The following is an 11,849-nucleotide window of genomic DNA, read 5'->3' on the forward strand; positions in this document are numbered from 1 at the left end:
GACCTGCCGGTCGAGGCGGTCCAGCCTGCGGCTCATCGCCGCTTCCCGCCGCTCATCAGCATCAGGAGACAGGAAGGATGCTATGGCGGCTTCCGCCACCAGGGACAGGGAGAGATCACGCCGTGCTGCATGCGCGGTCAGGGCATCCAGCAGCTTTGGTTCCAGATAAACCGACAGCCGCGTCTTCTTCGGGGATGTTCTCATCATGCCCTCACAACCCGAGATCGTTGCCACGGTCGAGGCCGGCCTGCCGGGCGATCCGCGTCAGGTCAGCGCGGTCCCGCGCTTCTGGATCCTGTGGCGGTTCCTCCCCAAACAGATCGGAAGCGGTGCGCTTGCTGTGCTTGCCGATATTTGCCGGGTCATGCTCGCGCGACCATTTCCGCCCCGTGCCGAGGGATTCATCGCTGTCAGCATCGTCGGGCTTGTCAGGCTGTGCCGTCGACGTTTTCTCCGGCGGCGGGGTGGCAGGAAGCGCGCGGTCACTCCAGTCATCAGGTCGCACTGGCCGTGCCAATTGCGTGGGATCCGGTGGCGGCAGGACGCGCTCGACAAAACGGCGATCCCGGAAATACTGCGCCTTCCGCGCGCGGATGGGCGGACAGCCCGCCACCATGACCACCTCATCCCGCGCCGGAAGCTGCATGACCTCCCCCACCGTCATGAGGGGCCGCGCGCTCTCCTGACGCGAGACCATGAGATGCCCGAGCCAGGGCGACAGCCGGTGCCCGGCATAGTTCTTCTGCGACCGGATCTCGGTGGCCACCCCCAGACCATCGGACACCCGCTTCGCCGTGCGCTCATCATTGGTCGCGAAACTGACCCGGACATGACAATTATCGAGAATGCTGTTGTTCTGGCCGTAGGCTTTATCGATCTGGTTCAGGCTCTGGGCAATCAGGAACGCCTTGATCCCGTAGCCCGCCATGAAGGCCAGCGCGCTCTCGAAGAAATCCAGCCTGCCAAGGGCAGGAAACTCATCGAGCATCAGCAGTAGGCATCGCCTGCCCGCGCGACCTGACAGGTCCTCCGTCAGCCGACGCCCGATCTGGTTGAGGATCAGGCGGATCAGCGGCTTGGTACGGCTGATGTCCGAGGGCGGGATGACGAAATACAGCGAGACAGGCCGGTCCCCCTCCAGCAGGTCACTGATCCGCCATTCGCATCGACTGGTCACCGTCGCCACCACGGGATCACGGTAGAGACCGAGAAACGACATGGCGGTGGACAGCACGCCGGAGCGCTCATTGTCGGACTTGTTCAGGAGTTCCCGCGCCGCCGAGGCCACGACGGGGTGCGGCCCCGCCTCCCCGAGATGCGATGTCCGCATCATGGCGGACAAAGTCGCCTCGATCGACCGCTTCGGGTCGGAGAGGAATTTCGCCACCCCGGCGAGGGTCTTGTCGTCCTCGGCGTAGAGCACATGCAGGATCGCCCCGACCAGCAGGGCATGGGAGGTTTTCTCCCAATGATTGCGCCGTTCCAGCGATCCCTCGGGATCCACCAGGATGTCGGCGATGTTCTGCACGTCGCGAACCTCCGACGCCCCGCGCCGGACCTCCAGCAGCGGGTTGTAGGCCGAGGACGCCGGATTGGTGGGGTCGAACAGCAGCACACGTCCGAAGCGGGCACGGAAACCGGCGGTGATCTGCCAGTTCTCGCCCTTGATGTCATGGATGATGGCCGAACCCGGCCAGGTCAGGAGCGTGGGGATCACCATTCCCACACCCTTGCCGGTGCGCGTCGGCGCGAAGGTCAGGACATGCTCGGGACCGTCATGCCGGAGATAGTCGCGGCGGTATTTGCCCAGCACCACGCCATCCTCGCCCAGCAGCCCGGCCGCGCGGATTTCCGCGTCCTCGGCCCAGCGGGCGGAGCCATAGGTCGCGGCGCGCTTCGCTTCACGGGCGCGATGGACAGAGAGTGCCACCGCCGCCGCGAAAGCCAGAACCCCACCGGAGCCCGCGATCCAGGCCCCCCTCGCGAACACTGCCGGCGCGTAGGCGTCGAACTCGTACCACCACCAGAAGAACAGTGGCGGAGCGTAGACCGGCCAGCGGTGCAGGACCATGAACCACGGTCGGCCAAGTTCTGGCTGGAACGCCAGTTCCCACGCCGTCCATTGTGTCGCCGTCCACCAGGACAGCACGATCATGGACAGGACAACGAATGCCTGCCCCCACTGGATGCGTGTTCCCGGCTGGTCCATCGAGTCCTCCCCTCGTTATGGGAGACAGCGAAGAACCGGGATTTTCCGGGAAGCAAGCGTCCTGTGTCACCTGTCGTACCAGTGCGTACAGGAGCGAAAAAATACTTGCACGTTGCGGGCTACAGCCAAACCCGCACATCATGCGCAGAATAACCCCGGAAGGAGTCGAGCCATGACCGGATCGTCTCTCCTCTTCCCCCCGTCTGACGATACCGTCGATCAGCAATGCACGGAGGAACAGCGGAAGCTCGACCATGTGATTGATGCCGTGAACGCATTGCACACAGGGCACGGCTTCCTGAGCGATGAATTTCCAACGCTTTGAACTGCCCGCCATAGTCACTCTGGCCAAGGCGCTTGACGGGCAATATAAAGAAAAAGGCCCGCCTTTCGGCGAGCCTTAATATATCCTTGGACGATGAGGGGGGGCATAAGCCCGCGTTCTCAAAGCCGCTACGTTCTTATATCGTGGCTCTGATGCCACCGTCAATATCGTGCCTACAGGAACTCCTCATTGCCTTTCTCCCCGGCCGAGATACAGGATCTGCCCGTCGTCATTTCCGCACCACGCTTTGCAACATACCTGCAAGCCATGGGCAACGACCGGGAAAAAGCTCTCGCGCTTTATGAGTGGAATCTCGACGTTTCATCGGCGCTGATCATCCCGCTTCAGGTCTGCGAAGTTGCTGTCCGCAATGGCATCGCTGAAGCGATTGAGCACGTCCATGGTGCCAACTGGCCATGGAACAATGGTTTCATCCGAAGCCTGCCTCGCCCGAAGGGTCGGGCACGATATAACCCGGCGATCGATCTTCAAGCTCGCGCCGCGATACTGCCTACCACCGGCAAAATTATAGCCGAATTAAAGTTTGCATTCTGGGAGAACATTTTCACTGCCGGTCAGGACAGTCGCATCTGGAACACACATTTGCGTAACTGTTTCCCCGGAGCCCCATCAGGACAAACGATACCGCAATTGCGGGCAGCGGCCTATGCGGACCTCCAGATCATTCGACGTCTGAGGAACCGGATCGCACATCACGAACCAATCTTCACTCGCAATATCGCCGATGATTATCAACGGATCCATGACATGATCGCATGGCGCAGTCAGGTGGCCGCCGCCTGGATGGACCGAAAGCAGACCGTTCTCACCCTGCTCGCGATGAAGCCATGACCGGCAAGTTCTCTCCGTTTGTTATCAAAGCTTTGGTCAATACGATCACGGGGGGTGCCGGAAACGATAATACACCACCAATTGGTATCTATCGCTCAGGCCCCAAAATCGAGCAGTTCTTTCTCAACTGTGGCCTCGATATGCGTATTGGCGCGAGTTCGCGCGTCCCGGCCACAACTGACTTCCTCCGCAGGATCGCCAACCACCCTGATGGTAACGCTGAGGTCTATCTCACCCGGATTATCGAACAGGTCTGTGACCCCCGCACCTATCTGGAGCATCCTGACAGAGCGACCGCTGTACGCGAGCATCTCAACAAGGCTCTTGGAGCTGACCAGTTGGCCGTCGTTATCGTCGGCGGGAAGGCTGTTCTGACAGAGCGTCAGGGAGCCGGCGGAATTGTCGAACCATTTATCAAGAAAGTGGCCACGCTGGATTTCGACACGGTCCAGATGGAAATCGCACGGGCTCTCCCCAATCTGGAAAGCGATCCGGAAGATGCGGTGACAGCGGCCTGTTCCCTGATTGAGGCGGTGTGCCGTTCGATCCTCGTGGAACTTGCCCTGCCACTGCCGCCCAAAAAGGATATTGATGGGCTGATCCGCGCTGTGCAGATACCCCTTGGCCTATCTCCTGGGCGTACCGATCTCCCGTCGGAAATAGAAGCGGACATCCGTCAGACGCTCAGTGGTCTCACCTCCGTTGCCAAAGGCATTGGCGCATTACGAACGCACGGCGGAGATGCGCATGGTCGCGAAAAGGGTTTCCGGCGCATGGACGCCCGGATTGCTCGGCTTGCCATCAATGCGGCAAGTTCGTTGGCACTGTTCCTGATCGAAACCTGGGAACGCCAGGAACATCGCGCACTGCCCCAACATGCCGAGCATCTCTGAAGACCGGTCAGATCACCCTAATTTTACGCCTCAAACCTAAGAATTTCCGGCAAGATCAATTTTAACAAGAAATTATTTACTCGGCCAAGGAAATGCTTACCCGCTCCACAAAGTCGTCGGGGGGCATAAAACGCGTATCATAAGGGCGGTCATCCGGATGGTCATAATCATCAGGCTCATTAACTGGACCATCCAGCACCTGAGCTTCCCCGTAAGCGTCACCTACCACACCTATTACTACGGTTCCTTGATTCTCAAGTTCGAGACTTATCTCAAAACCAATAGGATCATCGTCGTCAGTCGCGTCTTCGCTCCACACAGGAGTTATATCCGAACGTGAGATCTCCACATCCTCACCTTCATGTTCGAACGAGTCAGGAACCTCAAGAATCAAGTTCCCTGCCTGAACTTTTGGCATTGCCGCCTCCCTGCTTTTACTACTGTGGATAAAATATGCTTATTCTCAACTAATTTACAATCCAAGCCCGCGTTTCCGCGCGAACGACCAGTCGATCCCGCCATCGCCGCGCATGATACCCGACACCTCCTGCCCGCGCTGTTTTTCCAGCGACGGCGACCACGGCACCAGTTCGAAGCCCAGCCCGTCATCGATCATGGCGAACCGGCCCGACGCCAGGTTGAAACGCTGACGGTAGGTGCCGGTAACGGGATCGCCCTCCCCGCTCCGCCGCAAAGGGATCCCCGACTTCCCGGCGAGGCTTCGGCCCAGCGTCTCCAGTTCCCGCTGACGCAGCGTGGCGACCAGGTTCCGGGCGTAGCGGATAATCCCGCCGTCGCGGCTGGCTAGCCCCTGTTCCACCAGATGATCCGTGCGTTTTTCCATCGCCTCTTTCACCTCGGCGCCGAACCCGGTGGACGCGAGGACAAGAGGTTCCCGCGCGATGGCCTGCCGGTCGAGCCAGGTGGCACCCTCAGCCGTCACCTGCAGATCCAGCGTGACGTCCGAGCGCACAGCCAGCGCGACACGGTCACGTCCCTGTTTGTCGGTGAAACGCCGCAGTTCCACGATAGAGCCAACCGCCCCATCGCCTGCGGCTTCGAGGTGCGGCAGACGGACATGGTGCGTGCGCCCATCAATCCCGTCGATCACCGCATAGGCCGTGCCGCGCAGTTCGTCATCCAGGCCACGATCCACCAGCCGGCCGATGACGGAATCGGTGGTGTCCTCGGCGGCCATGACCCATGATGACGCGGCACGATCGATCTTCTGCTCCGCCAGCCCCTGGTGGATGCGCTTGATGATGTCGTTGCGCTCGCTGATCTCCCGCAAGGTTGCCTCGGCATTCTCGTCTATCCGCCAGCGATCCGGCCCGACCTGGTGCGCCAGCCCCATAGTCTCCAGACGGCGCAACCGGCCCAGCTTCACGGTGGCGAAGGCGTCCGGCGTTTCGCCCGGCGCGCGCCCGAGATCGATGACACCATCCTGCCCCGCGTCCCTCTGAAGCTGGCGGTCCAATTGTGTCCAGCGGTCGGCGTTCACCTGCCGCTCGACCGCCTGGTGGATGCCGCGATCCGTGCGTGGCCCGAGTTCCAGCGTCACCAGATCCTGGGCACGGGCGCGCATGCCTTCGCGGATGTAATCACGTGCGATCACCAGATCGGACCCATGCTCCGCCACACCCCGGACGATGATATGCAAATGGGGATGCGCTGTATTCCAATGGTCCACAGCAACCCAGTCGAGTTTCGTGCCGAGATCGGTTTCCATCTGCCCCATCAGGTCGCGCGCAAAAGCCCGCAGGTCCGACATCTCCGGCGCATCCTCGGGCGAGACGATAAAGCGGAAATGGTGGCGGTCTCCATCGCAGCGTTCGGCGAAGTCCGAGGCGCGGATGTCGTCGCTGTCCTTGCCGAACAGGTGGGCATCCTCACCGTCCCGCGTCACGCCCTCCCGACGGAGATAGCGAAGATGTGCCGCCAGAGGCGTAGCGCGCGGTGCATGTCGCACGACGCGGGCCTTGATCACGACGCCCCGCGAACGGCTGGTCAGCAGGCGATTGGCGGCATGGGCGGCTGCCCTGCCGCGCCCGAAACTGGATCGACGCCCGGCATTGATTTTCCCCGCGCGGGACACCCTGCCACCGGCCCGCTGCACGGACGCCAGCACCTGCGTCACGAAGGGCCGCGCCTGCTGGGCGCGGGTTGAGCGGATACGCCCAGGCCGGACCCGGAATTCCTCGTCCCTGTTCATGAAAACTGCCTTGCACCGCGCGAAAGATCGCGCCGGATCAAAGAGATGACACCTTGTCGCGAGGTGCGAGAAATCCACGCACCTCGCAACAAGACTTCAAAAACCCCGGAAAACAGCCACCCCAACCGAGCCGCAATGTGCGGCCTTTTATCCAGCCCTCCTTTTTCTGCCCTCCTTTTTCTGCTGGTTTTCCGGGGTTTTCATGATTCACCTCCCCCGCTCCGCCCCCAGTGTCGAACCCACTCCGGGCACGCCACGGACATGCCCTGCGAAGAGCGCGGACGGAGTGAAAATCGCCTGCCCGGCTTTGCTTAAAAAAATGCTTTGAGAAGACGATCGAAACGCATTTTCGCTGCCGGAAATGAAGAGTGTGGCAGAAGTCCAGTCACGCGCTGGAGTGATGGAAAAACGCACGCTGAATGATGGGCCATCGATCAGCCGGACGACAGACGCAACATAGGAAATCGTCTCGGCAGGCAATGGTCGACCGGTTGCCAGATGCTCGTCATAACGACCGGGGCCGGCATTGTAAGCGGCGAGGAAACCTGCATCGCCATATCGATCGTGCAGCCATCGCAGATAGGTTGTCCCGGCCGCGATATTGTCATGCGGATCGAAGGGATCATTGCCCAGATTAAGAGTGCGCCGGACATCTTTCCAGGTCCCCGGCATGAACTGCATCAGGCCCATCGCACCGGCGCTAGATACCGCACGCGAATCTCCGGCACTTTCGGCTTGCAAAACCGCCCGCACCCACGTTGCCGGGATCGCATTCCGTTCCGCCGCCTGACGCACCAGATCGTCGAAATCCTGCGCCTGGACCGGGATGGGCGAGAGCGACAGCGCGAGCACGGCCAGCATGCCGGCGGACATGAAAAACCGGGCATTCATTCCCGGCCTCCCTGACGTTTCGTGGGGCGGTTCCACACAAGTTGCCATTCACGTCCACCGCGACCGGCCTGGAACAGCGTGGCGCGGATTGGCTGCATTAAACTGGGATCGTCCAGGACGACGGAAATGTATTCACCGGCACGTTCCCCGGTGCGTTTCCATCCCGCGCCCAGTTCGGGTCCGGACTCTCCATCACCGAAATGGATGCGGTAATCGGGTGCATGCTCGGCACCATTGTTTTCCGCTGGCACGAAGGTCAGTTCGGCATCCAGCAACAGGGTGCGCACGCGCCCGACGAAACCCTCGGCGGTGCGGGTGAAAAATCCGATCTGGCTCATGGGAAAAGTCCTTTCAGACAGGCTGGAAATGACAAGGAATTCAATAGCCGGGCGACCATCATTGGATGGGTGGTTCGCTCTCTTTCGCGGGCATCATGGGCGGGGCCAGGAGCAGTCCCTTCCGCACGGGATCATCCGGCTCCGGGAGGGGATTGAAATGCGGCGGCGGTGGCTCGGCTTCACCGGTCCGGACATGCACGGGCACAGCACGGCCAATGATGGTATCCATAGGCAGGACGCCAAAATACCGACCGTCCAGACTGGTCGCCACGGCGGCGTTCATGACGAACACCTGCCCCGGCCCGAGATGCTGACACCCCTGCCAGACCGGCAGCTTGCGGCCCCGATGATCGACGGTCTTCGCGTCACCGACGGCCTTTCCGTCGATCGTGACGTGCATGCCGGTGCGACAGACGCTCTGCCCGGCGAGTGCCGCCACAGGCTTGAGCAGCGGCACGCCGAAAGGCAGATAGCCGCGTGTCGCCAGCAGCGTCGCTTCGCGCTCGGAAAGGCGGAGCGCGACGATGTCACCGACATGGATCGGGACGGTGGACTGGATGCGATACAGCCCGACTGGGACACTCGCCGTTTCGTTCCAGACCCAGCGGGGCGCGGGATGAAACGCCAGCGAGGTGCCCACGCCGAGCACGGCGAAATACGTGGTGAAGAACCATGCACGCCGGGTCATGACATGGCCCTCCTGCGAAGCCACGCCTCGTGGCGCTCCCGCGTGTAGGGACGTGGCTCCTGCACTGCCGTGAGCCGGTGGTGCAGATGCCGCCAGTGATCGGGACAGGCGGCCGCGGGATCGATCCCCAGTACCTCGACGCCGTCGATGGCCTCCAGTACGCGACGTACCTTCGGCCAGCCGCTCTGCCGCAGCAGACTCTCACCACCGGGCCGCACGAAGGGCACCGTCTGGCAGGCTTCCTGAGCCTCAACGGCGCGCACGATGTCGATGCAGGACACGACGGTTCCGAAATCGTTCGCGGCCCAGCGGATGAACGCGAACACGCTGTCCGGCGTGAAGCTCATCAGCCTGCGCCGACGGTCGAGAATGCGATCCTCGGCGGGGTGGCCGAAGCGGACCCAGTGTTCGATGCGCTTCTCGATCCAGGTCAGTTCGACCGTCGTGAGCGCGTCGCCCTGCGATCGGAAAGAGGGGGCGGTCATGGGACACCTGCCCCGCGATCCGCGACCGCTTCCCGAGCCTCTTTTTTGCCCTGTCCGGACAGGTCGAAATTATCGCGAAAAATACCCTTCGTACTACTACCTATAGTATTGTACTTATAAGTTAAGAGGTTACGGCTCGCGGATTTTCTTACGGAACAATGGGTTACGTAGTGGTTTTTTGAACGACCCAACGATACAACCGTATCTGTTCCAACGTGTCTTTCCACCGTTGTGGCAACGAGTGGTTCCACAGGCTTCTCCACAGGCCCTGTGGACGGCGTCGTTGCTTCAATCCGCAGATAGTCGGTGCCATGTCGCAGACAGGTCGAAAGATGGTATCCCGGAAGCGATTGCGCCCGAACGATCTTTCCCAGCGCGAGCGCAAAATCATATCGTTGCATCAGTGTGCCGGAACGGCCATGCAATTCGGTAAAATCGAACAGCCATCGTCCCTTCTGCCGTCCGACACGTCGGCGGGCGAACCGGTAAAGCCAGCGTCCGATTCCGCTCCGCATGTGGAAATAGGCCGGATGCACGGTCAGCACGCGTGTGGGCTCGGTGACAGCGGCGAGGAACCAGTCCGGCAGGGTCAGAGCGACGCCATCGTCGCGGGAGATACGGACATGACTGACCCAGGCGAACGGACGTTCCCGCCAGTCCGGGCCATTGCGGATATTCGTCATCACCGTCGTAGCCGCGAGACGGGCCAGCGCGCCACGCAGGCGTCGGTACTGATGCGCGCCAGCATCCCAGCCGAGATCCTGGAACAGACGCCAGGGCGTGAAACGGACATGGCGGGAAATCCATTGTCCCTCGTTCAGCGCGCCCCTGAGTTGCCCGGCAAGCCAGAGCAGCACGTCGGCATCCATGAGTGTCGCCAGCCCGGCATCGCCGGAGGACACGACGTGAACTTCGCTGTAGCCGGACCGGTGACGGATCGGCTCATGACGCGGTATTTTCCCGAGCGCGAAGAACGGACGATCCATCAGATCACGGATGTCACGCGGGCTGGCAGGCCCGGAGACCACGAAGCGCCGGTCGGGCTGGCGCCAGTTGTCAGTCGCCGGCATCATCGTCCGGCACTCCGCCGCGCTGCCCGACGGACCCTGGCCTGCAATCGCACGAGATACGCACGGGGATCGGATGGCATCGGTATGCCGCCACCGTCTCCGGTGGAGAGCCTGACGTTCAGATCGGCCCAGGCGCACAGGTCTTCCACGGCATAGACGATCCGGCCGCCAAGCTGGCGGTAGAGCGGACCGGTGCCGCAACTCCGGTGCTTTTCGAGGGTGCGGATGGACAGGCCAACGAAATTGGCCGCGTCCGGGGTGCGCAGATAGCGCGGTGGCAGTGTCGGCTGGACACGCATGGGGTCGTCCTCCCGGTGGATCGGGCCGCGTGCGGAATGTCGCGGCTCATGGGAGGACGCTGCCGGAGAATGAGCTGTGGGGAGGGATGACAAAGTTCAGGCCGCGAGACTGTCACCCCCCTGCTTCAGCCCCTGAAGGAGGGCGATGTGGCCGCCGTTCTGGTAGAACGCGGCGCCGTCGAGATCGCGGTAGAAAGCCCGGTGCCATGAACTGGCACGCCACTCATTGCGGGACAGGTGCAGGATGCGCTCGCCGTAGATGCCCGCCGCGATCCGGCGTGTCGCCACTCCCATGCGCCGGCCTTCCAAGATGCAGAGCATGCGGATCTGGCGGAGTTTCTGTTGTGGACTCAAGCGCAAGGTGGAGGGAAGGGGACCGGGCATCTGGCCGGCGAGCAGGCGCCCGAAGCGTGCCACGCAGGCCAGGCGGGTCGGGAGGTGCCCGTCATCGATGACGAACCAGGTTCCTGACGCATCGGGCTGCCGATCGACGACTATGACAAAGCGCAGCGGACCCGCCGCACTGTCCAGCACGAGATGGATGCCATCGGGACCGTCATGTCGTGCCCGCGCGGAGGGCGCGAGGCGGGACAGAATGTCACCCCCGTCGCCACGCACAGCGACCTCCGGCGCGATGTCCGGATCCCAGAAAGCTGGGGCAAGCCAGGCGGGGAGATCAGGGTCAACAGGGAAAACGCAACCCCCAGCGACGGGCAAAAGCGCGCCATACCTCGGCGTCAACCTTGCCCGTCGTCATGGTTGCGGCATGATCGCGCCGGTAGGCCGGATTGTGTCGCAGCCATTCCTGGGCGAGACCGGCAGTGTCGAGCCCGGCGTAGGCGCGACGAAGGGGTGCGGCATCCCACGGCCGGATTGTCGGCACGTCCCCCTCCCCCGATATGTCATGGATTCGACCCAGTATCCGGTGCGGAACCGGAACGGGTAGTCCCGAAGACTCAGGGAGGTGATCCCGCAAATATCCGGCCTGATCGGGATCATTTAGATGGAGATGAAGGATTCAGGCCGCATGGGCGTGAAAGGCCGGTTTTTCCGGCATCACGTGATACCTGCGGAGCATCGCTCCGGCGGGAGAGAAACCGCCCGTGTATTATAATACGTAGCGCGATAATACACAAATCGTTCCTATCCTGCGGATGGACATCCGAGGACTCTTCGGCGCGAACGTGAGGCGCCTGCGACGCGCCGCCGGTCTCAGCCAGGAAGCCCTGGCGGAACGGATGGGTGTCGACCGCGCCTATATCAGCTGGATCGAGACCGGACGCCAGAACGCGACGCTGCTTTCGCTGTGGCATGCGTCGCAGGCGCTGGACGTGCGGCCGGCTGCATTACTGGATGAAAGCCACGTTGTCGCGACAGAAGATGCACCGACCGGCGGGAAGCCATAACTGGCCTGAAGAAGAAAGCCCCTCCGGCGAACCGGAGGGGCCGGGGGTGGTCAGTCCCCGTTGCGCGGGCGCTGGCGGCTCCAGACCAGGTTGTAGCTGCCCCCTTCCTCTTCGAAGAGGCTGGCAAAGATCGGACCGGGAAGGGTCGGATCGTCCAGCTTCACGCTGAGATATTCGCGCC

Annotated in this window: 17 protein-coding genes; 4 read left to right on the forward strand and 13 right to left on the reverse strand. The window is 62.1% G+C overall.

What is annotated here, in order from left to right:
- Both ABF821_RS16910 and ABF821_RS16915 read right to left on the reverse strand, forming a co-directional pair.
- On the reverse strand, window positions 1-204 hold a 204-nt coding region (locus ABF821_RS16910; RefSeq protein ID WP_415530886.1), incomplete at its 3' end, for a ribbon-helix-helix protein, CopG family.
- Between the two features lie 7 nt (window positions 205-211).
- The gene (locus ABF821_RS16915; RefSeq protein WP_415530873.1) at window positions 212-2,209 is read right to left on the reverse strand and encodes a conjugal transfer protein TraG; all 1,998 of its coding nucleotides are present in this window, start codon (window positions 2,207-2,209) and stop codon (window positions 212-214) included.
- Window positions 2,210-2,381: 172 nt separating this feature from the next.
- Between ABF821_RS16915 and ABF821_RS16920 the strand changes: the two genes are divergently transcribed.
- From ABF821_RS16920 to ABF821_RS16930, 3 genes are all read left to right on the forward strand, one after another.
- Window positions 2,382-2,534, forward strand: coding sequence for a hypothetical protein (locus tag ABF821_RS16920; protein ID WP_415530874.1), 153 nt, complete (start codon window positions 2,382-2,384; stop codon window positions 2,532-2,534).
- A 189-nt stretch (window positions 2,535-2,723) separates the two neighbouring features.
- Window positions 2,724-3,386, forward strand: a complete 663-nt coding sequence (locus ABF821_RS16925) for a hypothetical protein (protein WP_048851030.1) — start codon at window positions 2,724-2,726, stop codon at window positions 3,384-3,386.
- Complete coding sequence (locus ABF821_RS16930) at window positions 3,383-4,279, forward strand: abortive infection family protein (protein ID WP_415530875.1); 897 nt, start codon at window positions 3,383-3,385, stop codon at window positions 4,277-4,279. Before ABF821_RS16925 ends, ABF821_RS16930 begins: the two co-directional genes overlap by 4 nt.
- Before the next feature lie 76 nt (window positions 4,280-4,355).
- Here ABF821_RS16930 and ABF821_RS16935 read toward each other — a convergent pair whose 3' ends face one another.
- The 10 genes from ABF821_RS16935 to ABF821_RS16980 form a co-directional block, all read right to left on the reverse strand.
- Window positions 4,356-4,697 carry a hypothetical protein gene (locus tag ABF821_RS16935; protein WP_415530876.1) on the reverse strand — a complete coding sequence of 114 codons (342 nt, stop codon included), beginning with the start codon at window positions 4,695-4,697 and terminating at the stop codon, window positions 4,356-4,358.
- A 54-nt stretch (window positions 4,698-4,751) separates the two neighbouring features.
- On the reverse strand, window positions 4,752-6,491 hold the full coding sequence (locus ABF821_RS16940; RefSeq protein WP_415530877.1) for a relaxase/mobilization nuclease domain-containing protein: 1,740 nt from the start codon (window positions 6,489-6,491) through the stop codon (window positions 4,752-4,754).
- A gap of 207 nt (window positions 6,492-6,698) precedes the next feature.
- Window positions 6,699-7,382, reverse strand: coding sequence for a lytic transglycosylase domain-containing protein (locus ABF821_RS16945; RefSeq protein ID WP_415530878.1), 684 nt, complete (start codon window positions 7,380-7,382; stop codon window positions 6,699-6,701).
- The gene (locus ABF821_RS16950; RefSeq protein ID WP_415530879.1) at window positions 7,379-7,720 is read right to left on the reverse strand and encodes a DUF736 domain-containing protein; all 342 of its coding nucleotides are present in this window, start codon (window positions 7,718-7,720) and stop codon (window positions 7,379-7,381) included. Before ABF821_RS16950 ends, ABF821_RS16945 begins: the two co-directional genes overlap by 4 nt.
- Window positions 7,721-7,778: 58 nt before the next feature.
- Window positions 7,779-8,408, reverse strand: coding sequence for a S26 family signal peptidase (locus ABF821_RS16955; RefSeq protein WP_415530880.1), 630 nt, complete (start codon window positions 8,406-8,408; stop codon window positions 7,779-7,781).
- Window positions 8,405-8,893 carry a DUF2840 domain-containing protein gene (locus ABF821_RS16960; protein WP_415530881.1) on the reverse strand — a complete coding sequence of 163 codons (489 nt, stop codon included), beginning with the start codon at window positions 8,891-8,893 and terminating at the stop codon, window positions 8,405-8,407. Before ABF821_RS16960 ends, ABF821_RS16955 begins: the two co-directional genes overlap by 4 nt.
- Entirely contained in the window at window positions 8,890-9,966 is a 1,077-nt protein-coding gene (locus ABF821_RS16965; RefSeq protein ID WP_415530882.1) for a replication initiator protein A, read from the reverse strand. Before ABF821_RS16965 ends, ABF821_RS16960 begins: the two co-directional genes overlap by 4 nt.
- Window positions 9,963-10,262, reverse strand: a complete 300-nt coding sequence (locus tag ABF821_RS16970) for a helix-turn-helix transcriptional regulator (protein ID WP_025439263.1) — start codon at window positions 10,260-10,262, stop codon at window positions 9,963-9,965. The genes ABF821_RS16965 and ABF821_RS16970 overlap by 4 nt, the downstream gene beginning before the upstream one ends.
- A gap of 96 nt (window positions 10,263-10,358) precedes the next feature.
- The gene (locus ABF821_RS16975; protein WP_415530883.1) at window positions 10,359-10,880 is read right to left on the reverse strand and encodes a DUF2285 domain-containing protein; all 522 of its coding nucleotides are present in this window, start codon (window positions 10,878-10,880) and stop codon (window positions 10,359-10,361) included.
- A 64-nt stretch (window positions 10,881-10,944) separates the two neighbouring features.
- Entirely contained in the window at window positions 10,945-11,145 is a 201-nt protein-coding gene (locus ABF821_RS16980) for a transcriptional regulator domain-containing protein (protein ID WP_415530884.1), read from the reverse strand.
- A 271-nt stretch (window positions 11,146-11,416) separates the two neighbouring features.
- On the opposite strand from ABF821_RS16980, the gene ABF821_RS16985 reads away from it, so the two are divergent.
- Window positions 11,417-11,668, forward strand: coding sequence for a helix-turn-helix domain-containing protein (locus ABF821_RS16985; RefSeq protein WP_415530885.1), 252 nt, complete (start codon window positions 11,417-11,419; stop codon window positions 11,666-11,668).
- Between the two features lie 50 nt (window positions 11,669-11,718).
- Here ABF821_RS16985 and ABF821_RS16990 read toward each other — a convergent pair.
- Window positions 11,719-11,849 (reverse strand): DUF736 family protein (locus ABF821_RS16990; RefSeq protein ID WP_415530888.1); only part of this gene is annotated, 131 nt, incomplete at its 5' end.

The sequence above is a fragment of the Gluconacetobacter sp. genome, assembly GCF_047721585.1.
GTDB lineage: Bacteria > Pseudomonadota > Alphaproteobacteria > Acetobacterales > Acetobacteraceae > Gluconacetobacter > Gluconacetobacter dulcium.